20 protein-coding genes, 1 tRNA gene and 2 pseudogenes are annotated in these 22,234 nt (G+C 71.5%); 14 read left to right on the forward strand and 9 right to left on the reverse strand.

Annotation, left to right across the window (positions count from 1 at the left end; genetic code table 11):
* Nucleotides 1-37: 37 nt before the first annotated feature.
* Both LJB71_RS05920 and LJB71_RS05925 read left to right on the forward strand, forming a co-directional pair.
* Entirely contained in the window at nt 38-298 is a 261-nt protein-coding gene (locus LJB71_RS05920; RefSeq protein WP_259303449.1) for a helix-turn-helix domain-containing protein, read from the forward strand.
* Nucleotides 295-1,980, forward strand: a complete 1,686-nt coding sequence (locus tag LJB71_RS05925) for a SulP family inorganic anion transporter (RefSeq protein WP_259303450.1) — start codon at nt 295-297, stop codon at nt 1,978-1,980. The genes LJB71_RS05920 and LJB71_RS05925 overlap by 4 nt, the downstream gene beginning before the upstream one ends.
* On the opposite strand, the gene LJB71_RS05930 is transcribed toward LJB71_RS05925, so the two are convergent.
* The 3 genes from LJB71_RS05930 to LJB71_RS05940 form a co-directional block, all read right to left on the reverse strand.
* A complete protein-coding gene (locus LJB71_RS05930; RefSeq protein ID WP_259303451.1) occupies nt 1,959-3,356 on the reverse strand; it encodes a PhoH family protein in 1,398 nt (465 codons plus the stop codon). The genes LJB71_RS05925 and LJB71_RS05930 overlap by 22 nt on opposite strands.
* Nucleotides 3,357-3,447: 91 nt before the next feature.
* A complete protein-coding gene (locus LJB71_RS05935) occupies nt 3,448-3,918 on the reverse strand; it encodes a peroxiredoxin (protein ID WP_259303452.1) in 471 nt (156 codons plus the stop codon).
* A gap of 13 nt (nt 3,919-3,931) precedes the next feature.
* Nucleotides 3,932-4,492: a glycine cleavage system protein R gene (locus LJB71_RS05940; protein WP_259303453.1), complete on the reverse strand. Its 561-nt coding sequence runs from the start codon at nt 4,490-4,492 to the stop codon at nt 3,932-3,934.
* Nucleotides 4,493-4,670: 178 nt separating this feature from the next.
* On the opposite strand from LJB71_RS05940, the gene dapA reads away from it, so the two are divergent.
* Nucleotides 4,671-5,576: a 4-hydroxy-tetrahydrodipicolinate synthase gene (gene dapA / locus LJB71_RS05945; protein ID WP_259303454.1), complete on the forward strand. Its 906-nt coding sequence runs from the start codon at nt 4,671-4,673 to the stop codon at nt 5,574-5,576.
* Nucleotides 5,577-5,588: 12 nt separating this feature from the next.
* A complete protein-coding gene (locus LJB71_RS05950; protein WP_259303455.1) occupies nt 5,589-6,098 on the forward strand; it encodes a hypothetical protein in 510 nt (169 codons plus the stop codon).
* Nucleotides 6,099-6,220: 122 nt separating this feature from the next.
* On the opposite strand, the gene fdxA is transcribed toward LJB71_RS05950, so the two are convergent.
* Nucleotides 6,221-6,544 carry a ferredoxin FdxA gene (fdxA, locus tag LJB71_RS05955; RefSeq protein ID WP_259303456.1) on the reverse strand — a complete coding sequence of 108 codons (324 nt, stop codon included), beginning with the start codon at nt 6,542-6,544 and terminating at the stop codon, nt 6,221-6,223.
* Between the two features lie 124 nt (nt 6,545-6,668).
* Nucleotides 6,669-6,744: transfer RNA gene (locus tag LJB71_RS05960), tRNA-Glu, on the reverse strand.
* A 191-nt stretch (nt 6,745-6,935) separates the two neighbouring features.
* Between LJB71_RS05960 and pcnB the strand changes: the two genes are divergently transcribed.
* The 6 genes from pcnB (at nt 6,936) to pgi (ending at nt 12,520) form a co-directional block, all read left to right on the forward strand.
* Nucleotides 6,936-8,228, forward strand: a complete 1,293-nt coding sequence (pcnB, locus tag LJB71_RS05965) for a polynucleotide adenylyltransferase PcnB (protein ID WP_310649397.1) — start codon at nt 6,936-6,938, stop codon at nt 8,226-8,228.
* A complete protein-coding gene (folK, locus tag LJB71_RS05970) occupies nt 8,225-8,734 on the forward strand; it encodes a 2-amino-4-hydroxy-6-hydroxymethyldihydropteridine diphosphokinase (RefSeq protein WP_259303458.1) in 510 nt (169 codons plus the stop codon). Before pcnB ends, folK begins: the two co-directional genes overlap by 4 nt.
* A 70-nt stretch (nt 8,735-8,804) precedes the next feature.
* Entirely contained in the window at nt 8,805-9,620 is an 816-nt protein-coding gene (panB, locus tag LJB71_RS05975; protein ID WP_259303459.1) for a 3-methyl-2-oxobutanoate hydroxymethyltransferase, read from the forward strand.
* On the forward strand, nt 9,617-10,483 hold the full coding sequence (gene panC / locus LJB71_RS05980) for a pantoate--beta-alanine ligase (RefSeq protein WP_259303460.1): 867 nt from the start codon (nt 9,617-9,619) through the stop codon (nt 10,481-10,483). The genes panB and panC overlap by 4 nt, the downstream gene beginning before the upstream one ends.
* Before the next feature lie 122 nt (nt 10,484-10,605).
* The gene (gene panD / locus LJB71_RS05985) at nt 10,606-10,986 is read left to right on the forward strand and encodes an aspartate 1-decarboxylase (RefSeq protein ID WP_259303461.1); all 381 of its coding nucleotides are present in this window, start codon (nt 10,606-10,608) and stop codon (nt 10,984-10,986) included.
* A gap of 1 nt (nt 10,987) precedes the next feature.
* Complete coding sequence (pgi, locus tag LJB71_RS05990; protein ID WP_259303462.1) at nt 10,988-12,520, forward strand: glucose-6-phosphate isomerase; 1,533 nt, start codon at nt 10,988-10,990, stop codon at nt 12,518-12,520.
* Nucleotides 12,521-12,538: 18 nt separating this feature from the next.
* Here the strand turns inward: pgi and LJB71_RS05995 are convergent, their stop codons facing one another.
* Together LJB71_RS05995 and LJB71_RS06000 are read right to left on the reverse strand one after the other, a co-directional pair.
* Nucleotides 12,539-13,276 carry a hybrid sensor histidine kinase/response regulator gene (locus LJB71_RS05995; RefSeq protein ID WP_259303463.1) on the reverse strand — a complete coding sequence of 246 codons (738 nt, stop codon included), beginning with the start codon at nt 13,274-13,276 and terminating at the stop codon, nt 12,539-12,541.
* A 288-nt stretch (nt 13,277-13,564) separates the two neighbouring features.
* Nucleotides 13,565-14,176 (reverse strand): hypothetical protein, encoded by a 612-nt coding sequence (locus tag LJB71_RS06000; protein ID WP_259303464.1) that lies wholly within the window; start codon nt 14,174-14,176, stop codon nt 13,565-13,567.
* 73 nt (nt 14,177-14,249) lie between these two features.
* Between LJB71_RS06000 and LJB71_RS06005 the strand changes: the two genes are divergently transcribed.
* Nucleotides 14,250-15,326: a YdbH domain-containing protein gene (locus LJB71_RS06005; RefSeq protein WP_259303465.1), complete on the forward strand. Its 1,077-nt coding sequence runs from the start codon at nt 14,250-14,252 to the stop codon at nt 15,324-15,326.
* Between the two features lie 28 nt (nt 15,327-15,354).
* Nucleotides 15,355-15,975 carry a YdbL family protein gene (locus tag LJB71_RS06010; protein WP_259303466.1) on the forward strand — a complete coding sequence of 207 codons (621 nt, stop codon included), beginning with the start codon at nt 15,355-15,357 and terminating at the stop codon, nt 15,973-15,975.
* Nucleotides 15,976-16,054: 79 nt separating this feature from the next.
* Here the strand turns inward: LJB71_RS06010 and LJB71_RS06015 are convergent.
* Nucleotides 16,055-17,820: pseudogene (locus LJB71_RS06015) on the reverse strand (ABC transporter transmembrane domain-containing protein).
* A gap of 587 nt (nt 17,821-18,407) precedes the next feature.
* Here LJB71_RS06015 and LJB71_RS06020 point away from each other — a divergent pair.
* A pseudogene (locus LJB71_RS06020) lies at nt 18,408-19,682 on the forward strand (GAF domain-containing protein); the annotation flags it as partial.
* Between the two features lie 73 nt (nt 19,683-19,755).
* Nucleotides 19,756-20,784, forward strand: a complete 1,029-nt coding sequence (locus LJB71_RS06025) for a bifunctional diguanylate cyclase/phosphodiesterase (protein WP_259303467.1) — start codon at nt 19,756-19,758, stop codon at nt 20,782-20,784.
* 30 nt (nt 20,785-20,814) lie between these two features.
* Here LJB71_RS06025 and xseA read toward each other — a convergent pair whose 3' ends face one another.
* A complete protein-coding gene (gene xseA / locus LJB71_RS06030) occupies nt 20,815-22,224 on the reverse strand; it encodes an exodeoxyribonuclease VII large subunit (protein ID WP_259303468.1) in 1,410 nt (469 codons plus the stop codon).
* Nucleotides 22,225-22,234: the final 10 nt, after the last annotated feature.

Genomic DNA, 22,234 nt, shown 5'->3' on the forward strand with positions numbered 1-22,234 from the left:
TTAAGATATTAACTCTTTCGCATCACAGAAGCGCTCCATGCTGACCGCCGCGCAATTGAAAGCCGCCCGGGCGCTGCTCGGGATCGACCAGAGAACCCTGGCGCAGATGGCCGGGCTGTCGCTGCCGACCATCCAGCGCATGGAGGCCAGCGACGGCAACGTGCGCGGCGTGGTGGAGTCGCTGACGCGGGTGGTCGAGGCGCTGGAGGCCGCCGGCGTGGAACTGATCGGCGAGGGCGCGGCCAGCCTCGAGGGCGGGCGCGGCGTGCGCCTGAAGGCGCGGAGGACGCCGGCATGATCGCTATTCTGGAAGCCGCGCGCGCGGGGCTGCTGCGGCGCGAGCACTGGGGCCGCAACCTGGTGGCCGGCGCCATCGTCGGGGTGGTCGCGCTGCCGCTGTCGATGGCGTTTGCGATCGCCTCCGGGGTGCGGCCGGAGCAGGGGCTGTACACCGCGATCATCGCCGGCATCGCGGTGTCGCTGTTCGGCGGCACGCGGGTGCAGATCGCCGGGCCGACCGGCGCCTTCATCGTGATCCTGGCCGGGGTGGTGGCGCAGTTCGGGGTGGGCGGCCTGCTGCTGGCAACCCTGATGGCCGGGATCATCCTGCTGGCGATGGGCTGGGCGCGGCTGGGGTCCGTGATCCGCTTCATTCCCGATCCGGTGATCGTCGGCTTCACCGCGGGGATCGGGGTGATCATCTGGGTGGGGCAGTGGCAGTATTTCTTCGGGTTGCCGGCACCCGGCGCGGGCCCGTTCTATCTGAAGACCTGGACGCTGCTGCAGGCGCTGCCGCATCTGCACCTGGCGACCGCCGCCATTGGTCTGCTGAGCCTGGTGCTGACGCTGTGGGGCGCGAGGATCCCCGGGCTTTCACGGGTGCCGGGGCCGCTGCTGGCCATGCTGGCGGCGACCGTGGCCGTGCAGGCGCTGCCTCTGGACGGCGTGGCGACGATCGAGTCCACCTTTGGCGCGATTCCGCGCAGCCTGCCCAGCCTGCAACTGCCGCAGGCGGGGTTCGACCGCTGGATGGCGCTGCTGCCATCGGCCTTCACCATCGCCATGCTGGGGGCGATCGAGTCGCTGCTGTCGGCGGTGGTGGCCGACGGCATGGCCGGCACCCGGCACGACTCCAACCAGGAGCTGATCGGGCAGGGCATCGCCAACATCCTTTCGCCGCTGTTCGGCGGGATCGCCGCCACCGGCGCGATCGCGCGCACGGCCACCAATATCCGCAACGGCGGCACCAGCCCGCTGGCCGGGATCGCGCATGGGGTCGTTCTGCTGTTGATCCTGCTCGCGCTCGCGCCCTATGCCGGCAAGGTGCCGCTGGCGGCGCTGGCGGCGATCCTGTTCGTGGTGGCCTGGAACATGAGCGAGGTGCATCGCTTCCTGCGCCTCGTGCGGCATGCACCGCGGTCGGACGCGGCGATCCTGGTGATTACCTTCGCCCTGACCGTCCTCACCGACCTGGTGGTGGCGGTGAACATCGGGGTGATCCTGGCGATGTTCCAGTTCATGCGCCGCATGAGTTCGGCGGTGGAGGTGGTCGAGCATGGCGAGCACAGCCTGCGCGCGCAGCTGGCTCAGGCCGGATTGCAGGCGCTGCCGCCGGGGATGGCGGTGTATGCGATCGACGGGCCGTTCTTCTTCGGCTCGGTGGATTCACTCGAACGCGCGCTGTCCTGGTCGCAGCCGCCGCCGCGGCACGTGGTGCTGTGGCTGGAGCGGATGCCGGTGATCGACGCCACCGGCCTCAAGCGCCTGGAATCCACCATCGAGGCGCTGCATCGGCGCGGGGTGAAGGTCGTGCTGTGCGGGGCCAGTCCGCGCGTGCTGCGCAAGCTGGCGCGCGCGCAGCTGGTGCGGCGCGACCATCCGGACGGCTATTTCGCCGATCTGGCCACCGCGCTGCGCACGCTGCATGAGGGCGCGCAGGCGGCGGGCGAGGCGCCGGGTCAGAGCGCGTCGGAGGCGTAGTCGGCCAGGCGCGAGCGCTCGCCGCGGCGCAGCGTCACGTGCGCGCTGTGCTGCCAGGACTTGAAGCGGTCCACGGCGTAGGTGAGGCCGGAGGTGGTCTCGGTGAGGTAGGGCGTGTCGATCTGCTCCACGTTGCCGAGGCAGACGATCTTGGTGCCGGGGCCGGCGCGGGTCACCAGCGTCTTCATCTGCTTGGGCGTGAGGTTCTGCGCCTCGTCCAGGATCAGGTAGCGCGAGAGGAAGGTGCGCCCGCGCATGAAGTTCAGCGAGCGGATCTTGATCCGGCTGGCCAGCAGGTCGTTGGTGGCCGCGCGGCCCCAGGCGCCGCCCTCCTGGTTGTGGGTGAGCACTTCGAGGTTGTCGGTGAGCGCCCCCATCCACGGCGTCATCTTTTCTTCCTCGGTGCCGGGCAAAAAGCCGATGTCCTCGCCCACGCTCACGGTGGCGCGGGTCATGATGATCTCGCGGTAGCGCTGCGCGTCCATGGTTTGCGCCAGGCCCGCCGCCAGCGCCAGCAGGGTCTTGCCGGTGCCGGCGGTGCCGAGCAGGGTGACGAAGTCGATCTCCGGGTCCATCAGCGCGTTGAGCGCGAAGTTCTGCTCGCGGTTGCGCGCGGTGATGCCCCAGACCGCGTGCTGGCCGTGGCGGAAGTCGTCCACGATCTGCAGCACCGCCTTGCCGTCCTGCAGGCGCACGATCTTCATCTCCGACTGCTCGTCGCCGGGCAGGAACACGAACTGGTTCGGATACCAGTTCTCGTCGTCGCCGGTCGTGAGTTCGTAATAGGTGCGGCCCTTGTCGGTCCAGGACTTGAGGTCCTTGCCGTGGCGCTGCCAGAAGTCCTCCGGCAGCGGGGTGGCGCCGGTGTAGAGCAGGCTGAAATCGTCCAGCGCGCGGTCGTTCTCGTAGTCCTCGCTGGTGATGCCCGCGATCGAGGCCTTGATCCGCAGGTTGATGTCCTTCGACACGAACACCACCGGCGTGCCCGGTTCCTGCTGCTTGAGCACCAGGATCGCGCCGAGGATGTTGTTGTCCGGGATCACCGTGCCAAAGCGCTTGCCGGCATCGAAGTCGCCGGTCTGGAAGCGCAGCCGTCCGGCGCTTTCCGCGCCGCGCAGTTGCAGGCCCTGTGGGCGCACCAGCGCGATCCCCTGGCTGACGTCGCTGCTGCCGTGCGCCTCGATCAGCTCGTTCAGGAAGCGGCTGACCTGGCGCGCGTTGCGGCTGGCCTCGGAGGTGCCCTTCTTGCCATTGTCCAGCTCCTCCATCACCTGCATCGGCAGGTACACATCGTGCTCCTCGAACTTGAACAGCGCGGTGGGGTCGTGCATCAGCACGTTGGTGTCGAGGACGTAGATGCGCTTGCTCCGGGTCATGCGGCATTCCCTTCGTTCGGATCGGTTGGAAAGCGGCGAACCACCGCAACCCGCGGAGCGGGGCAGTGGACGGGGGTGGAGGCAGGGGAGGTCACTTGGCTTGGGCGGCCTGCAGCGTTTCGAGCACGGTGCGCGCATGGCCGGGCACCTTCACCGGCTGCCACTTCTCGCGCACCACGCCGGACGGATCGATCAGGAACGTGCTGCGCACGATGCCCAGGTATTCGCGACCGTACAGTTTCTTCGGCTGCACCACGCCGAAGGCCTCGCACAGCGCGCCGTCGGCGTCGCTGGCGAGCTCGAACCGGAAGCCCTGCTTGGCGCGGAAGTTCTGGTGCGACTTGAGCGAATCCCTGGATACGCCCAGCACGGCGGCGCCGGCGCGTTCGAACTCCGGCAGCAGCGCGTTGAAATCCTGGCCCTCGGTGGTGCAGCCGGGGGTGGAGTCCTTCGGGTAGAAGTACAGCACCAGCCATTTCCCGGCGTAGTCGCCGAGCGCCGCCGCGTTGCCGCTGGACAATGCGAGAGGCAGGTCAGGAATGCGGTCGCCGGTGTCGATCATCGCGCGGGCTGCCTCAGTACTTCATCGGGTCCATGATCGCGTCGAGGTTCAGGTGATCGCAGAACTCGAGGAAATCGTCGCGCAGCGCGGCGATGTGCATGTCCGCCGGAACGCCGATGGTCAGCTGCGCGGAGAACATGTCGGCGCCGGTCTGCATGGCGCGGTAGCGCGAGCAGTGCAGGCTCTCGATGGTGATGCCCTGGTGGTCGAAGAAATCCGCCAGCTGGAACAGGATGCCGGGCTTGTCCGCGGCGATCACTTCCACCACGTACGGCAGCAGGTTGGACTGCAGCGATTTCGGGCCGGTGCGGTACCACACCAGCTTCAGGCCTTCCTCGCGCTCCAGCTTGGTCAGCATGGTCTCCAGCTTGGCCACCGCGTCCCACGAGCCGGTCGCCAGCGCGCTCACCGACACGTCGCGGCCCACCGTCGCCAGGCGCGCGTCCACCAGGTTGCAGCCGGAATCGGCGATGCGGCGGGTGACCGCCAGCAGCGGCGACTGCGGATGCGTGGTGTACGCGTTGATCAGCAGGTGGTTTTCGTTGGTGGAGGGCCGTGCGGCGGTCTTGCTCAATGCGGGATACCGGGAATCGACGGGGATCCCGCCGCGGAGGGGCGGGATTGAGCTGCCAGCATACTTGCCGCCGCTTTCCAGCCGCAAGTAAGATCGGCGCGCAACCGCATCCGCATCCCGCGTCATTTCCCGCCCTGCGTCGCGCCTTCCGGGCCGCGCGCGAACCGGACCTTTCCCCTTGCGACTTTCCGGCAGCATCACCGCACTGGCCACGCCGTTCACCGCGGCGGGCGACATCGACTTCCCGGCCTGGGAACGCCTGCTGCAGGCGCAACTGGCGGCCGGCACCCAGGCCGTGGTGGTGGCCGGTTCCACCGGCGAGGCCGCCGCGCTGTCCGACGACGAGTACGGGCGCCTGCTGCGGCACGCGCTGGAGACCTGCGCCGGGCGCATCCCGGTGCTGGCCGGAACCGGCCAGTCCAACACCGCCAAGACGGTGCAGGCCACCCGGCGCGCGGCCAGCCTCGGCGCGGATGCGGCACTGGTGGTGACGCCGCCCTACGTGCGTCCGACCCAGGCGGGCCTGCTGGCGCATTTCCGCGCGGTGGCCGACGACGGCGGGCTGCCGGTCGTGCTCTACAACGTGCCCGGCCGCACCGGCTGCGACATGCTCCCGGACACCACCGGCGAACTGTCGCTGCACGCCAACATCATCGGCATCAAGGAGGCGCGCGCCGAGGAAGAGCGCATGCAGGCCCTGCTGCCGCTGCGGCGCGAGGAGTTCGTGGTGCTCAGCGGCGACGACCCGACCGCGCTGCGGGCGATGCGCGCCGGCGCCGATGGGGTGGTGTCGGTCGCGTCGAACGTCGTGCCGCGCAGCTTCCGCCGCCTGTGCGATGCGGCGCTGGCGGGCGATGCGGCGACCGCCGCGGCGCTGAACGAGGCGCTGGCGGAGCTGTACCACTTCCTCGGGGTCGAGCCGAACCCGATCCCGGTCAAGGCCCTGCTGGCGCTTGACGGCATCGGCCACGGCCTGCGCCTGCCGCTGCAGCCGCTATCATCCGCACATGCCGCCCAGGCCGAACGCCTGCTGGCGGCCATCCGCCAACTCGAACACGCCAATGGCCGCAGCGACGCGGCCTGACAGGAGAACCAGATGCACCACGCCCCCCGCATGTCCAAGGTCGCCGCGCCGCTGGTCGCCGTCCTGCTGGTGACCGGCCTGTCCGGCTGCCACTGGTTCAAGAAGAAGAACGCGCTCTACGCCCAGAGCGCCGAGGCACGGCCGCTGGAAGTCCCGCCGGACCTGGACCGCCCGGCCGCCGACAAGGCCATGGCGCTGCCGGCCAGCGCCAGCGCCAGTGCCGCGTCCACCGCGCCGGCGCGCCCGCAGGCGGCCACCGGGTTCGCGGTTCCCGCCGATCGCGATGCCGTGTTCGCCAAGGTTGGGGAAGCGCTGGCGGCCACGCCCGGCGTGCAGATCGCCAGCAAGGCCGAGATCCTCGGCACTTACGACGTCGATTACATGGACAGCAAGTTCCTGGTGCGCGTCACCAGGGCCGGCGATGGTGCGTTCGTCTCGGCGGTGGACCCGCGCGGGTTGCCGCCGAGCGGCGAGGCCGCGGGCAGGCTGATCGCGGCGCTCAAGGCGGCGATCGCCCCGTAATCGCGGGTCTGGCACACGCCCGTTGAGGCACGCATGACGCACGCAGGGCGCCGTTTGGCGCCCTGCGGCGTATCGGTTCATGGTGGGCAGGTGTCCCCGCGAACGGCTGCGCTCGCCGCCGCTCAGCGCTCCAGCAGCGCCAGCTTGCCGGGCTTGCCGTCCCATTCGGCGTGGTCGGGCGGCGGGTCCTTGCGCACGGTCAGCACCGGCCACTCCTTTGCCAGCTCCGCGTTCAGGCCGACGAAGACTTCCTGGCCAGCCGGTACGTCCTCTTCCGGGAAGATCGCGCCCACCGGGCATTCCGGCTCGCACAGGGTGCAGTCGATGCACTCGTCCGGGTCGATCACCAGGAAGTTCGGGCCTTCGTGGAAACAGTCCACCGGGCACACCTCCACGCAGTCGGTGTGCTTGCACTTGATGCAGTTTTCGGTGACGACGAAGGGCATGGGGCGTCCGTGTGGCGATGGTGCGTTGCGCGTAGTTTAACGCCGCGGCCCGCGCGATAGCAGGCGGGCCGCGGGGCTGCAAAACGCGAAGGCCCGCGTCAGCGACGCGGGCCTTCGGTGTGGATGGCGCTCCCTACGGGATTCGAACCCGTGTTTTAGCCTTGAGAGGGCCACGTCCTAGGCCTCTAGACGAAGGGAGCATTGGGATCAGCCGGCTGGACGACCGGCCGGCGGCATCGGAAGGATGCGCCGAGCTTGCTAGTATAAAAGGCTGCGTCCGCCAATGGCAACGCCCCTTACTTTCGCCGCCGCCCGCAGCATGACCGAAAACCAAGCTTTCCCCGCGTCGCCCGTTCCCCACCTGCGCGTGATCCCGCGCGATGCCCACGGGGTGTCCCGCAAGCAGATGAGCCCGAATGCCCTGCGCGTGCTGTACCGCCTGCGCGAGGGCGGGTTCGGGGCCTATCTGGTGGGCGGCGCGGTGCGCGACCTGCTGATCGGCGGGCATCCCAAGGATTTCGACGTGGCCACCGACGCCACCCCCGAGCAGGTCAAGGCGCTGTTCCGCAACTGCCGCCTGATCGGCCGCCGCTTCCGCCTCGCGCACGTGGTGTACGGGCGCGAGATCATCGAGGTGGCGACCTTCCGCGCCAATGGCGGCGACGACGAGGGCGACCGCCAGACCGACGACGGCGGTCGCCTGCTACGCGACAACATCTACGGCACCATCGAGGAAGACGCGGTGCGCCGCGACTTCACCGCCAACGCGCTGTACTACGCGATCGAGGATTTCTCGGTGCGCGACTACGTGGGCGGCTACGACGACGTGCAGGCGCGCGTGCTGCGCCTGATCGGGGAGCCCGAGGCGCGCTACCGCGAGGACCCGGTGCGCATGCTGCGCGCGGCGCGGCTGGCGGCCAAGCTCGATTTCAGCATCGAGCCGGCAACCGCGGCGCCGATCCCGCGCCTGGCGCCGCTGCTGGCCGAGGCATCGCCGGCGCGGCTGTTCGAGGAAACCCTCAAGCTGTTCCTGGCCGGGCACGCGGTGGCCAGCTTCGAGCAACTGGAGGCCACCGGCCTGTTGCCGGTACTGCTGCCGGAGACCGCGCAGGCGCTGGCGGCCAATTCCTCCGGCGCGCTGCGGCGGATGCTGGTGCAGGGACTGCGCAACACCGATCGCCGGGTGGCCAACGACGAGCCGGTGTCGCCGGCGTTCCTGTGCGCGGTGCTGCTGTGGCCGGCCTATTGCCGGGCACTGGCGCAGCTGCAGGCGCAGGGCGTGCACCTGGCCGAGGCGCAGCGGCGCGCGGCCGACCGCGTGACTCTCCACCAGCTGGCGCGTACCGCGCTGCCGCGGAGGTTCTCGCTGCCGATGCAGGAGATCTGGCTGCTGCAGCCGCGCTTCTCGCTGCGCCAGCGCAAGCGCGTGTTCCGCCTGCTGGCGCATCCACGCTTCCGCGCCGCGTTCGATTTCCTCGAACTGCGGCTGGCGGCCTCGGATTCGCATGCCGACGATGTCGCGTTCTGGCGCGAGGCGCAGCTGCACCCGACCGCGGCCACCGCCGAATCGGTCGATGCCAGGGCAGGGGAAGACGCGGAGGCGCCGTCTTCCGAGGCGGCGGAGCCAGATGCTATCCCGCGCAAGCGCCGGCGGCGCCGGCGCAAGCCGGGTGGCGGCGCGTGAGCGAGGCCGTGCGCGCCTGCATCGGCATCGGCGCCAATCTGGGCGATCCGGTAGCGGCGGTGCGGGGTGCGCTGGATGCGCTGGACGCGATCCCCGGCTGCCGCCTGGTGGCGGCCTCGCGGTTGTACCGCACGCCGGCCTGGGGGCGGCTGGACCAGCCCGATTTCGTGAATGCCGCGGCCGTGCTGGAGACCGCGCTGGCTCCGCGCGCCCTGCTCGAGGCGCTGCTGGCGGTGGAGCGCCGCGCCGGCCGCGCGCGCGGCGGCGAACAGGCCGCGCACCGCTGGGGCCCGCGCGTGCTCGACCTCGACCTGCTGCTGTACTGCGAGCAGGTGGTGGACGAACCCGGCTTGCGGGTGCCGCATCCGCACCTGCACGAACGCGCCTTCGCGCTGGTGCCGCTGGCCGAGATCGCCACCGATGCGCCGTTCCCCGGCCACGGCTGCGTGGGCGACGCCCTGCGCGGCGTGGATGTGACCGGGGTGGAGGCGATCGCGGGCGCCTGAGCGCGGGCACGCCGTCGCGGTGGCGCCGGCGTTGTGCGCCATAATGCGGGCCCCCTGCCGGAGCCCGTCGATGAGCGTCCATGCCGAACGGAAGTCCTGGAGCGTGCCGCAGCTGGCGCAGGCGCGCGCGGCCGGCCAGCGGCTGGCGATGCTCACCTGCTACGACGCCAGCTTCGCGCGGGTGCTGGACGATGCCGGCATCGACCTGATCCTGATCGGCGATTCGCTGGGCATGGTGGTGCAGGGCCATGACTCCACCCTGCCGGTGCGGGTGGAGGACATCGCCTATCACACCGCGGCGGTGGCGCGCGGTGCGCCGCACGCGCTGAAGATCGCGGATTTCCCGTTCGGCGCCGATGCCACCCCAGAACAGGCCCATGCCGCGGCGGTGCGCTTCATCCAGGCCGGCGCGGCGATGGTCAAGCTGGAAGGAGCAGGCCACAAGCTGGAGGTGATCCGCTTCCTGGTGGAGCGCGAAATCCCGGTGTGCGCGCACCTCGGCCTGACCCCGCAATCGGTGCTGCGGATGGGCGGCTTCAAGGTGCAGGGGCGCGAGCAGGCCGCCGCCGAGCGCCTGCGCGCCGACGCGCTGGCCGTGGCCGAGGCGGGCGCGGCGCTGCTGGTGCTGGAAGGCGTGCCGGCCGCGCTCGCGGCGGAGATCACCGCGGTCAGCCCGATTCCGACCATCGGCATCGGCGCCGGCCCCGGCTGCGATGGGCAGGTGCTGGTGCTGCACGACCTGCTGGGAGTCGACACCGGCCACCGCAAGCCCAAGTTCGTCAAGGATTTCCTCGCCGAAGGCGGCTCCATCGCCGGCGCCGTGCGCGCCTACCTGCAGGCCGTGCGCAGCGGCGCGTTCCCCAGCGCAGAGCACAGCTACGCATGATCGAGACCATTTCCCGGCTGGACGCCCTGCGCGCGCGCGTCGCCGGCTGGAAGCGCGACGGCCTGCGCGTCGGCTTCGTGCCGACCATGGGCAATCTGCACGCCGGCCACTATTCGCTGGTGGCGCTGGCGCGGCAACACGCCGACCGGGTGGTCTCCAGCGTGTTCGTGAACCCCACCCAGTTCGGCCCGAACGAGGATTTCACCCGCTATCCGCGCACTCCGGAGGCCGATACCCGCGGCCTGCAGGAGGCCGGCTGCGACGTGCTGTGGCTGCCCGAGGTGGAGGCGATGTATCCGTTCGGGGTGGAGCTGGCGGCCAGGGTGCACGTGCCGGGCGTGAGCGCGGTGCTGGAGGGCGCCTGCCGGCCCGGCCATTTCGACGGCGTATGCACGGTGGTGACGCGGTTGTTCAACCAGGTGCAGCCCGACGTGGCGGCGTTCGGGCGCAAGGACTACCAGCAGCTGGCGGTGATCCGGCAACTGGTGGCCGACCTGCAGGCGCCGGTGGAGATCCTGGCCGGCGAGATCGTGCGCGAGCCCGACGGGCTGGCGATGAGCTCGCGCAACCAGTACCTGTCGCCGGACGAGCGCGCACTCGCCCCGGTCATCCACCGCACCCTGCGGGCGATGCAGGCGGCCGCGCAGGCGGGGACGCCGCGCGCGCAGGTCGAGGCCGCGGCGGACGCGGCCTTGCGTGCGGCCGGGTTCGTGCCCGACTACGCGGTGCTGCGGCATCCGGATTTCCGCGAGCCGGGCGATGACGAGGGCGGGCCGCGGGTGGCGCTGATCGCCGCCCGCCTGGGCCGGACCCGCCTGATCGACAACCTGGAGTTCGACCTGGGGCCGGCGCCGCGCGCCTGACCCGCGTCCACGGTTTTCCGGGACTCCGGGGCCGGTACAGGCGGGTTTGTTGCGGTGCGCCATCGGCGCCTATACTTCGCAATCCGCCCGCTGCGGACCGTCCGTTCCACCGGAGTACCCCCATGCAACTGACCCTGCTCAAGGGCAAGATCCACCGCGCCACCGTCACCCATGCCGAACTGCATTACGAAGGCTCCTGCGCCATCGACGGCCGCCTGCTGGACATCGCCGGCATCCGCGAATACGAGCGCATCGACATCTACGACGTCACCAGCGGCGAGCGCTATTCCACCTATGCGATCCGCGGCGAGGAAGGCAGCGGCGTGATCTCGGTCAACGGCGCGGCGGCGCACAAGTCGCAGGTCGGCAACCTGGTCATCATCTGCGCCTATGTGCAGTGCGACGAGGCCGAGGCCGCCGCGCACAAGCCGGTCTGCGTGTACGTGGACCGCGACAACCGGCTGACCCATACCAACCACTCGATGCCCAAGCAGGCGGCCTGACGTGTCCACGCTGCTGGACGGCCTGCAGGCGCATGCGCGGCGGCTGGACGGCATGCCGCTGGTGCGCCTGCTGCAGGACGATCCCGCCCGCGCGCGGGAGTTCGCCCTGCGCTGCGGGCCGCTGTACGCCAGTTTCGCGCGCCAGCGCTACGACCGCGCAGCGCTGGATGCGCTGTTCGCGATCGCCGCGCGCGCCGATCTGGCGGGCGCGCTGCGCCGCCTGCTGGACGGCGACACCGTCAATCCCACCGAGGCGCGCCCGGCGCTGCACAGCGCGCTGCGCGGGGCGGCCACCGGCTCGGCCTTCGCCCTGGCCGCACGCGCGCAGGCGCTGGCGGCGCAGCTGCGGATGCGCGAGCTGGTCGCGGCGCTGGAGGCCAGTGACGTCACCGATATCGTGAGCATCGGCATCGGCGGCTCCGATCTCGGGCCGCGTCTGGTGGTGGATGCGCTGGCAAGGCCGGATGCGCGCTTCAACGTGCACTTCATATCCAATGTGGACGGGCACGCGGCGCAGCGGGTGCTGGCGAGGCTGGCGCCAGCGCGCACCGCCGCGGTGATGATCTCCAAGACCTTCACCACCCAGGAAACCCTGCTCAACGGCGCGATCGTGCGCGACTGGCTGGGCGACGACACGCGCTTGTACGCGGTCAGCACGAATGCGGCGCGGGTGGCCGAGTTCGGCATCCCGCCGGAGCGCACCCTGCCGATGTGGGACTGGGTCGGCGGACGCTATTCGCTGTGGTCGGCGGTCGGGTTTCCGATCGCGCTGGCGCTGGGCATGCAGCGCTTCGAGCAGTTGCTGGAAGGCGCGGCGGAGATGGATGCGCACGCGCTGCATGCGCCGCCGCGCGAGAACCTGCCGGTGTGGCACGCGCTGACCGCGGTGTGGAACCGCAATGGCCTGCAGGCCGCCACCCAGGCGGTGCTGCCCTACGACGAGCGCCTCAGGCTGCTGCCGGCCTACCTGCAGCAGCTGGTGATGGAAAGCCTGGGCAAGCGTGTCCACCTGGATGGCCGCGAGGTCGGCATCGACACCGTGCCGGTGTGGTGGGGCGGCGCCGGTACCGACACCCAGCACAGCTTCTTCCAGGCCCTGCACCAGGGCACCCAGGTGGTGCCGGCCGATTTCATCGGCGTACTCCGGGCCGAGCATCCGTTCGCGGCCAACCATGCCGCGCTGCTGGCCAACCTGCTGGCGCAGAGCGAGGCGCTGGCCAATGGCCAGGACAGCGAGGATCCGCACCGGCGCTACCCGGGCAACCGTCCCAGCACGCTGCTGCTACTGGAGGCGTTGACGCCGCAGACGCTGGGCATGCTGATCGCGCTGTACGAGCACAGCGTGTACCTGCAGTCCGTGCTGTGGGGGATCAACGCGTTCGACCAGTTCGGGGTCGAGCTGGGCAAGCAGCTGGCCCATCGCCTGCTGCCGGCCGTGCAGGGGAAGGGCGGGGCCGCGGCGCAGGTGCATGACCCGGTGACGCGCGCCCTGCTCGATGAGCTGCGCGCCGGCGAGGCGCCGGGAGCGGCCTGAGCGAGGCTTGCGGTCAGGTCAGGCCGTAGCGGCGGATGCCAGCAGCTCGTCGATCGCGGCCTCCACCGCGCGCAGGGCGGCGGCATCCAGCAGCGATTCCTGCAGCGCGCGCACTGCGCTGCCCAGCCGGGCGGCGCCCACGAACCCGCAGCTGGCCACCAGCCGGTGCAGCTCTGCGCGCAGGCCGCCGATGTCGGCATGGATGGCGGCGTGCACGATCCGCTGCCGCTGCTGCGGCAGTTCGGCCAGGAACAGGGCCCGCAGCGCCTGCACGTGCGCGGCTTCGCCGCCGAGCGCGGCCAGCGCGGCGGCATCGTCCCAGTCGGCGGGGCGTGCGCCCGGCAGGTGCCGGCGCAGGGCCGCGCGCAGGGCCGCGGCCGCGATCGGCTTGAGCAGCACCTCGGCGAACCCGGCCGCGCGCAGGCGCGCGTGCAGGGCCGGGTCGGGATCGGCGGTATGGGCCAGCGCCGGGGTTGCGTGGCCGCGCTCGCGCAGCAGGTGGAGCAGGTGCTCGCCGCGACCGTCGGGCAGATTGGCGTCCACCAGCAGCAGGTCGAACATCTGCAGCGCGCAGGCCGATTCGCCATCGGCAATGCTCGTCACCAGATGCACCCGCGCCGGCAGTGCCGAAGCGACTGCGGCCATGAACGCGGCGCTGGCCGGGTCGTCCTCGACCAGCAGCAGGCACGGCGGCGTGGCGGGAGCCGGCGACGAAGGCGGGGTCGAAGACGGAGGGGGAGGCGAGGGCGGGTTCATGCGTGCGGTCCTTGCGCTTTGTATGCTGTGGCCATGTCGCGTCCGATCCTAACCTGCGGCCTGGGCCTGCTGGCAATGCTGGCCGCGCCCGCGCTGCAGGCGCGCGGTGCGCAGCTGCAGGTGGCGCGGATCAAGATGCCGGCCGGCTCCGTGGAGCGGCTACGGATAAACCTGGACTGGCCGGCCAATGTCGAGGCCGGCACCCTCGAACTGCAGGCCGCGCAGGTGGACCTGCCGGCGCTGGGCGGTCGCCTGCGCGCGGTGCGCTGGCACTGCCCGCTGCAGCGGCTACCGGCGTCCGGCTGGGCCTGCGCGGGCGCGCTGCGCGCCGCCGGCATCGCGCCGATGCGGCTGGCGATCCGGCTGGACGAAACGGCCCTGCGCGCCGAACTTGCGCATGCCGGCACCCGTGTGCAGCTGGCGCGCGCGGCGGCCCGGCCGGACGAGTTCGCGGTGGTGCTGCAGCAGGTGCCGCTGGCGTGGATGCAGGGGCTGCTGGCGCAGGCCTGGCCGCAGGCGCGTTTCACCGGCGGGCAACTGGATGGGCGCCTGCGCGTGCAGGCGGATGCGCACGCCCTGCAGGTCGTCGGGCCGCTGCAGCTTCGCGCACTCGGGCTGCAGAACGGCGACGGCAGCATCGCGGGCGAAGGCCTCGGCGCGCACCTGCAGCTGCGCTATCGCGCGGAGGCGGAGGCGACGCGGATCGCCACCGCGGGCGAACTGCGCGGCGGCGAGTTCCTGGTCGGCAATACCTACGTGGCCCTGCCCGCGGCTCCGGTCGGCGTGCAGCTGGAGGCGGTCCAGCAGGGGCGGGACGGATGGCGATTGCCGCGCATCGCCTGGAACGATGGCGCGGTGCTGACGGCCACCGCGCAGGCGGCGCTGGACGCCGAGGGCCATCTCGACAGCCTGTCGGTGCAGGCCCGCAGCGACGACCTCACCCCCGCTCAAGCCGCGCTATCTCTCGGGGTGGATGGGGCTGGCCGGGCTCGGCGGGGTGGACCTGCACGGCGGCCTGACCCTGGCGGCGCAGATGCAGGGCGGGCAGTTGCAGGCGCTGGACGCCCGTCTGCGGCAGGTGGACGTGCGCGATCCGGACGGCCGCTTCGTGTTCGACCACCTGCAGGGCGATCTGCGCTACTCCGCGGGCACCCCGGTCGCCAGCGCTCTGCAATGGCAGGGTGGGCAGCTGTATGGCCTGAAGTTCGGCGCCGCACGGCTGCCCCTGACCAGCGCCGGTGGTGTGCTGGTCCTGCCGCAGGCGGGCATTCCGCTGCTGGGCGGTCGCCTGACCCTGCGCGATGCGGTGATCCGGCCGCCGCGCGATGGCGATGGTCTGGAGATCTATTTCGGCCTGCATCTGGCCGACGTCGATTTCGGTCAGGTGGCGCAGGCGCTGGAGCTGCCGCCGTTCCAGGGGCGCCTGGGAGGGGACATCCCGCGCGCGCACTACGCCCGCGACCGGATCGACTTCGAGGGCGGGCTGCAGCTGGGCCTGTTCGATGGCCAGGTGAGGTTTTCCTCGCTGGCACTGGAGCGCCCGTTCGGCACCGCGCCCAGCCTGAGCGCGGACATCGCCCTGCGCGGGTTGGACCTGCTGCGGCTGACCGAGGTGCTGGGCTTCGGCAGCATCAGCGGGCGCCTGGACGGCCGCATCGACGGCCTGCGCCTGGTGGACTGGACCCCGGTGGCGTTCGATGCCTGGCTGGCCACCGCCGACACGCCGGGCGTGCGCCGCCGGATCAGCCAGCGCGCGGTGCAGGACATCGGCCGCGTCGGCGGGACTGCGCTGGTGCAGACCCTGCAGGGCAGGCTGATCGCACTGTTCCAGGACTTCGGCTACCGCCGGATCGGGATCGGCTGCCGGCTGGAGAACCAGGTCTGCGCCATGTCCGGCCTGCGTTCAGAAGGCAACGCCTTTACTATCGTCGAAGGCCAGGGCCTGCCGCGGCTGGACGTGGTGGGCCACAACCGCGCGGTGGACTGGCCCACCCTGGTCGAGCGCCTGCTGGCCGCAAGCAAGGGCGACGTGGCGCCGGTGGTGGATTGAGGCAGTACAGCAACGAGGGAGACGGACCATGAAGCAGTGGATGGGCGTGCCGGTGGCGGGGGCGTTGCTGCTCAGCGCCTGCGTGACGATCAACGTGTACTTCCCGGCGGCCGAGGCCAAGGAGGCGGCCAAGGAGTTCGTCGAGAAGGTCATCCAGGACGCCGACAAGGTCGAGGTGAAGCAGATGCCGCCCGCCGGCGGTGGCGGCATGGCGATGCAGCGCGTCATCCGCGCCGACCTGTCCGGCTTCGATCCCTGGGTGCTGGTGGGCATCGGCAGCGCGCAGGCGCAGGCCGTGCCCGACATCACCATCAAGACCCCGGCGATCCAGGCGATCCAGGCGCGCATGGAAGCGCGGTTCGCCAGCATCCTGCGCGCCGGGTTCGACAGCGGCGCTCTGGGCTTCACCGAGGATGGCTACATCAGCGTGCGCGATCCCTCGAAGGTGGACCTGAAAGACCGGGTGGCGCTGAACTCGGCGGTGGCCGACGACAACCGCGACCGCAAGGCGGTGTACCGCGAGGTGGCGGTGGCCAACGGCCATCCGGAGTGGGAAGACCAGATCCGCGCGGTGTTCGCGCGCCAGTGGATCGCCAGCGCGCGCCCGGGCTGGTGGTACCAGTCCGGTGGCAGCTGGAAGCAGAAGTAAGCGCTGGCTGCGGCCGCGCCACTCGTTTGCAGGCGCGGTCCAGGCGGTGCGCGCGCCCTTCCGGACGGACGCGTCCGGATCAGTCCAGGAACTGCAGTTTCGCCAGCTCGGCGTACAGCCCGCCCTGCGCCAGCAGCTGCGCGTGGGTGCCTTCGGCCACCACCTGCCCGGCGTCCATCACCACGATGCGGTCGGCGCGCAGCACGGTGGCCAGCCGGTGCGCGATCACCAGCGTGGTGCGCCCGGTCATCAGGTGCTCCAGCGCGAGCTGCACCGCGCGCTCGCTCTGCGCGTCCAGCGCCGAGGTGGCCTCGTCCAGCAGCAGCACCGGGGCGTCCTTGAGCAGCGCGCGCGCGATCGCGATGCGCTGTTGCTGGCCGCCGGACAGGCGCGCGCCGCGCTCGCCCAGCTCGGTGGCATAGCCCTGCGGCAGCTGGCGGATGAACTCGTCGGCTTCCGCGCGCCGTGCGGCCTGCTCGACTTCGGCATCGCTGGCCTGCAGATGGCCGTAGCGGATGTTGTCCTGCGCGCTGGCGGCGAAGATCACCGGCGCCTGCGGCACCAGCCCGATCGCCTCGCGCAGCTGCACCGGATCGACCTGCCGGATGTCGATGCCGTCCACCAGGATGCGGCCGGCCTGCGGGTCGTGGAAGCGCAGCAGCAGCGCCAGCACGGTGCTCTTGCCGGCGCCGGACGGGCCCACCAGCGCCACCGTCTCGCCGGGCGCGATGCGCAGGCTGAAGTCGCGCAGGGCGGGGCGCTCGGGGTGCTGCGGGTAGTGGAAGGTGACGTGCTCGAACGCGATCTCCCCGCGCAGCGGCCGCGGCAGCGCGCGCGGCGAGGCTGGCGCGGTGATCGCCGGGCGCTCGCGCAGCAGGTCGTCGATCCGGCCCATGCCGCCGGCGGCCTTTGCAACTCGTTCCAGACCTCCGCCAGCGCCGCCACCGAGCCGCCGCCGAACACCGCGTACAGCACGAACTGCAGCAGGGTGCCGGCGCTCATGCGGCCGGCGATCACGTCGTGCGCGCCCGACCACAGCACCAGCGAGATCGCACCGAAGAACAGGGTGATGGTGGTGCCGGTCATCAGCGCCTGCGCCCCGATCCGCCGCCGCGCCACGCCCACCGCGTGCGCTACCGCCTGCGCGAAGCGGCCGCGCTCGTAGGCCTCGCGCGCATGCGCCTGCACCGTGCGCACCGCGCCCAGGGTCTCGCTGGCCAGCGCGTTGGCCTCGGCCACCTTGTCCTGGCTGTGGCGCGCGACCTTGCGGATGCGGCGCGCGCCCAGCACCACCGGCAGCACCGCCGCCGGGATCCCGAGCAGCGCCCACGCCGCCAGCCGCGGGCTGGTGACGAACAGCATCACCAGCGCGCCGATCGCGGTGATGCTGCTGCGCAGGGCGATCGACATCACGCTGCCGACCAGGTTGCGGATCAGCTCGACGTCGGCGGTCAGGCGCGAGACCAGCTCGCCGCTGCGGGTGCGGTCGTGGAACTCGGCGTCCAGCGCGATCAGGTGCGCGTACAGCTGCGTCCGCAGGTCGGCCACCACCTTCTCGCCGAGCAGGGAGACGAAGAAGAAGCGCGCCGCGGTCGCCACCGCCAGCACCAGCGCGACCGCGAACAGCAGCAGGAAGGCGCGGTCCACCTCGCCGCTGGCACCGCTGCGGAAGCCGTGGTCGATCATGGTGCGGAACGCCACCGGCAGGCTCAGCGAGGCGGCGGAGGAGATCCCCAGCGCCAGCAGCCAGGCCAGGAACAGGCCGCGGTGGCGGCGCACGAACGGCCATAGGGCGCGCAGGGAACCGAGGGGCGCCTTGGCACGCGCCGTCGCAGGAGGAGTCATGCCGGCATTCTAGCCCTCGCCGACCGCCCGCGGCCGGCGCTCGGGGATGCCCGTGCATGGGGCGGATGGCGGATGGCGCGGGCGCGTGGATGCAGGCAATATGGGGAAAGATGAATGCTTCCTTGACAGCCATCCCGCCGGCGCGCGCGACCTCCGCGCAGCCCCGCGCCCCCGGCGTGCTTGCCGGGATCGCGGAGCGTCTGGCGCGGGGCCTGCCGGAGGGCTCGCGGGTGCAGGTGGCATGGCGGCAGCCTGCACTGGGCGAGGGCAGCGACATCACCCCTGCCGGCGCGCCACAGGCACCGGAGCTGCTGCACCAGGCCTGGCAGGGCCCGCGCGAGTCGCATCTGGACGTGCTGGCCGAGCGCCCCGCGGACTGGCCGGAAACCGCGGTGCAGGGCTGGCTGGCCGCCGCCCGCCAGCAGGTGGAGCAGGCGCTGCAGCTGGAGCTGGCCGCCGACACCATCGCCTCGCTGCAGCGTTCCGAGCTGCTGCGTCAGGCGCTGTACGAGATCGCCGACCTCGCCGGCAGCAACCTCGCGCTGCCGGTGATGCTGCGCCGGGTGCACGCGATCGTCGGCGAGCTGATGTACGCCGAGAATTTCTACATCGTGCTCTACGACGCGCGCCGGCAGACGATGCGCTTCCCGTACTTCGTGGACCAGCTGGACCCGTGGGTCAACGATCCGGACGCCGAGATCGCGGTCGCCGACGGCGACGACAGCCTGACCATCCGCCTGCTGCGTACCGGCGAGACCATGCGCGGGCCATCGCGCGAGCTGCGCGAGCGCCACGGCATCCCGTTCAACGAGAACTCCGGCCCCGACAGCGCCGACTGGCTGGGCGTGGCCATGCGCCGCGACGAGCGCGTGGCCGGCGCGCTGGTGGTGCAGAGCTACCGCCAGGCCGAGGTGTATTCCGAGGACGACCGCGTGCTGCTGGCCTACGTGGCGCAGCACGTGCTGACCGCGCTGGAGCGGCGCGAGGCGCGCAACCGGCTGGAGGCGCGGGTGGCCGAGCGCACCGCCGAGCTGCAGCGCGCCAACGAGGAATTGCAGGTCGAGGTGTACGAGCGCCAGCGGGTGCAGGAGATCCAGCGCGCGCTGTTCCGGATCGCCGAGCTGTCGATGACCAGCGACACCCTGGCGCACTTCTTCGCCGAGGTGCACGACACAGTCAGCGAGCTGGTGTACGCCCACAACTTCTACATCGCCACCCTGTCCGACGACGGCAGCATGCTGGAGTTCCCGTATTCGGTGGACGAGCGCGACCCCGAGCGCCGGCCACGCCAGCTGGGCGAGGGCCTGACCGAATACGTGATCCGCACCGGCAAGCCGCTGCTGGCCGATCGCGAGAAGGTCATGGCGCTCAAGGCCGAAGGGAAAGTGCGCATCCACGGCACGATGGCGCACTGCTGGCTGGGCGTTCCGCTGATGCGGGATGACAAGGTCGTGGGCGTGATCGCGGTGCAGAGCTACTCCAGCGACATCATGTTCAGCCTGCGCGACCAGGACCTGCTCACCTTCGTCTCCTTCCATATCGGCAGCAGCCTGGCGCGCAAGCAGGCGCAGGACCGGCTGGTGCAGGCGCATGCCAGCCTCGAGCAGCGCGTCAGCGAGCGCACCCGCGAGCTGGCCGAGGCGAACGCCGAGCTGGTGGAGCAGATCGGCGAGCGCATGCGGGTCGAGCGCAAGCTGATCCACCAGACCATGCACGACGCGCTGACCGGGCTGCCCAACCGCCTGCAGCTGCTGGAGCGCCTGGCGCGCGCGATCGCGGATGCGCGTGATCGGCCGGAGGCCTGCTTCGCGGTGCTGTTCATGGACCTGGACCGCTTCAAGCTGGTCAACGACAGCGTCGGCCATGCGGTCGGCGACGAACTGCTGGTGGAGGCCGGGCGCCGGATCGTGGCCAGCGTGCGCAAGCCAGGACGTGGTGGCGCGCTTGGGCGGCGACGAGTTCGCGATCCTGGCGGAGGGGCTGGACGGCCCGGGCATGGCCGAGGAGCTGGGCGTGCGCGTGCTGGCCGCGCTCAACGCGCCGGTGTGGGTGGCCGGGCGCGAGCTGTTCCCCAGCGCCAGCATCGGCATCGCCATGTGGCATCCGCGCTACCGCAGCGGCGAGGAGATGCTGCGCGACGCCGACGCCGCGATGTACCGCGCCAAGGGCGACGGGCGCGACCGCTGCGTGCTGTTCGACGAGCAGATGCACCGCGAGGCGATGCGCAGCCTGGACATGGAGATGGACCTGCGGCGCGCGATCCAGGCCGAACGCTTCGTCCCCTATTACCAGCCGATCGTGGACATGGCCACCGGTGTCCCGGTCGGATACGAAGCCCTGCTGCGCTGGCGCCACGAACACCACGGCCTGATGGTGCCGGGCGAGTTCCTGGACGTGGGCGAGGACAGCGGCCTGATCGAGCAGATCGACTGGCTGATGTACGAGAAGGTGATCAACGACGTGGCGCGCGACGTGCTGCCGGGCTATGTCGCCATCAACGTTTCGCCGCGGCATTTCCGCGCCCCGGATTTCGCCGACCGCTTGCTGGCCCTGCTGGACCAGGCCGGGGTGGCGCCGGCGCGGATCCGGGTGGAGATCACCGAAGTGGCGCTGCTGGACGATGCACCGCGCACGCTGGAATGCCTGGCCCTGCTGAAGCGGCACGGGGTGCTGGCGCAGCTGGACGATTTCGGCACCGGGTTCTCGGCGCTGTCCTACCTGCACCGCTTCCCGATCGCCAGCCTGAAGATCGACCGCAGCTTCGTGGCCGGGCTGGAAGGCGCGTCCAGCACCGAGAGCGTGGCGGTGATCCGCGCCATCGTGGCGCTGGCCGGCAGCCTCGGCATCGAGCTGATCGCGGAAGGGGTGGAGACCCGCCACCAGCGCGAGCGCCTGCAGGCACTCGGCTGCGGCTGCGGGCAGGGCTTCCTGTTCAGCCCGCCGGTGCCGCTGCCGGCGGGCTGAGCGGTCCGGCGGCGGGCATTCCCGCGGCCCTCATTCGCGCGGTTCGCATCCTTCCACCCGCAGCAGCAGCTGGCCGTCGCTGACGCTCGCGCGCAGCCGCTCGCCCAGCGTCACGTCCGCGATGCGGCGCACCACCTGCCCCTGTTCGCGCTGCAGGACGCTGAAGCCACGAAGAATGGTGGCCGTGGGCCTGACCAGGTCCAGCGAGCGCACCAGCCCGCGCAGGCGCAGCGCATCGTGCTGCAGGCGGGTGGCCACCAATGCCTGCGGGCGTCCGGCCAGGGCCTGCAAGCGCAGGCGCAGGGTGCGCAGGCGCTGGTCCAGCAAGCGGCGCGGCTGCGCCTGCAGGGCGTCCAGCCGCTGCCGCAGGCGCTCCAGCTGGCGCCGGGGGTGGTGGGCGCGCAGTACCGCGCCGGCATGCCGCAGACGGGCGTCGTCCTGTTCCAGCCGGCGCTGGAGCGCGGCCTGCAGCCGTTGCCGCGCCTGCTGCAGGCGCTGCGCCTGCGCCTGCAGCCGCGCCTGCGGGCGCTGCGCATGCAGGCGCAGGAAGCCGCGGTCGGCGCGCTGCATGGCCTGGCGCAGGAGGTGGGCCTGCGCGCCCTGCAGCCGGCGCTGCAGGGCCGCCAGCCGGGTCGCGAGCGCGGCGGCATCCGGTGCCAGCACTTCGGCGGCGGCCGAGGGCGTGGGCGCGCGCACGTCGGCGGCGAAGTCGGTCAGCGAGAAGTCGGTCTCGTGGCCGATCGCGGAGATCACCGGCGTCTTGCAGGCCGCCACCGCGCGCGCGAGCGCTTCGTCGTTGAACGCCCACAGGTCCTCCAGCGAGCCGCCGCCGCGCGCCAGCAGCAGCACGTCGTAGCGGCCGCAGGCATCGGCCGCCTGCAGCATCGCGCGGATCTGCGCCGCGGCGCCTTCGCCCTGCACCGGCACCGGCAGCAGCTCGACCTCCAGCAGCGGGAAGCGCCGGCGCAGCACGCTGAGGATGTCGCGGATCACCGCGCCGGTGGGCGAGGTGAGTACCGCGATCCGGCGCGGGAACTCCGGCAGCGGGCGCTTGCGGTCCGGATCGAACAGCCCTTCCGCCTGCAGGCGCGCCTTGAGCTCTTCCAGCGCCCGCCGCAATGCGCCTTCACCGGCCTCCTCCAGGGTGTCGCAGACCAGTTGGTAGTCGCCGCGCGGCTCGTACAGGGTCAGCCGGCCGCGCGCCACCACCCGCATACCGTCGCGCGGGGTGAACTTCAGCCACTGGCTCTTGGGCTTGAACAGGGCGCAGCGCACCTGCGCGCGCGCGTCCTTGAGGTTGAAGTACAGGTGTCCGGAACCCGGGCGCGCGAGGCTGCCGATCTCGCCCTCCACCAGCACATTCGGGAAGCTGCCTTCCAGCAGGTCGCGCGCCAGCGTGTTGAGCTGGCTGGGGGACAGGATGCGGTCGTCGCGGGGCATGCGCGCAGGA

Source organism: Thermomonas sp. S9 (assembly GCF_024704365.1).
GTDB lineage: Bacteria > Pseudomonadota > Gammaproteobacteria > Xanthomonadales > Xanthomonadaceae > Thermomonas.

What these genes read in the sequence shown, in the direction of transcription:
- panC (WP_259303460.1), top strand. Translation starts at nt 9,617, where the DNA reads ATGATCGAGACCATTTCCCGGCTGGACGCCCTGCGCGCGCGCGTCGCC.
- LJB71_RS05950 (WP_259303455.1), top strand. Translation starts at nt 5,589, where the DNA reads ATGCACCACGCCCCCCGCATGTCCAAGGTCGCCGCGCCGCTGGTCGCC.
- panD (WP_259303461.1), top strand. Translation starts at nt 10,606, where the DNA reads ATGCAACTGACCCTGCTCAAGGGCAAGATCCACCGCGCCACCGTCACC.
- LJB71_RS05930 (WP_259303451.1), bottom strand. Translation starts at nt 3,356, where the DNA reads ATGACCCGGAGCAAGCGCATCTACGTCCTCGACACCAACGTGCTGATG.
- LJB71_RS06005 (WP_259303465.1), top strand. Translation starts at nt 14,250, where the DNA reads ATGGGGCTGGCCGGGCTCGGCGGGGTGGACCTGCACGGCGGCCTGACC.
- fdxA (WP_259303456.1), bottom strand. Translation starts at nt 6,544, where the DNA reads ATGCCCTTCGTCGTCACCGAAAACTGCATCAAGTGCAAGCACACCGAC.
- LJB71_RS06000 (WP_259303464.1), bottom strand. Translation starts at nt 14,176, where the DNA reads ATGGCCCTCGGCGTCCAGCGCCGCCTGCGCGGTGGCCGTCAGCACCGC.
- LJB71_RS05935 (WP_259303452.1), bottom strand. Translation starts at nt 3,918, where the DNA reads ATGATCGACACCGGCGACCGCATTCCTGACCTGCCTCTCGCATTGTCC.
- LJB71_RS05920 (WP_259303449.1), top strand. Translation starts at nt 38, where the DNA reads ATGCTGACCGCCGCGCAATTGAAAGCCGCCCGGGCGCTGCTCGGGATC.
- LJB71_RS05925 (WP_259303450.1), top strand. Translation starts at nt 295, where the DNA reads ATGATCGCTATTCTGGAAGCCGCGCGCGCGGGGCTGCTGCGGCGCGAG.
- panB (WP_259303459.1), top strand. Translation starts at nt 8,805, where the DNA reads ATGAGCGTCCATGCCGAACGGAAGTCCTGGAGCGTGCCGCAGCTGGCG.
- LJB71_RS06010 (WP_259303466.1), top strand. Translation starts at nt 15,355, where the DNA reads ATGAAGCAGTGGATGGGCGTGCCGGTGGCGGGGGCGTTGCTGCTCAGC.
- xseA (WP_259303468.1), bottom strand. Translation starts at nt 22,224, where the DNA reads ATGCCCCGCGACGACCGCATCCTGTCCCCCAGCCAGCTCAACACGCTG.
- LJB71_RS05995 (WP_259303463.1), bottom strand. Translation starts at nt 13,276, where the DNA reads ATGAACCCGCCCTCGCCTCCCCCTCCGTCTTCGACCCCGCCTTCGTCG.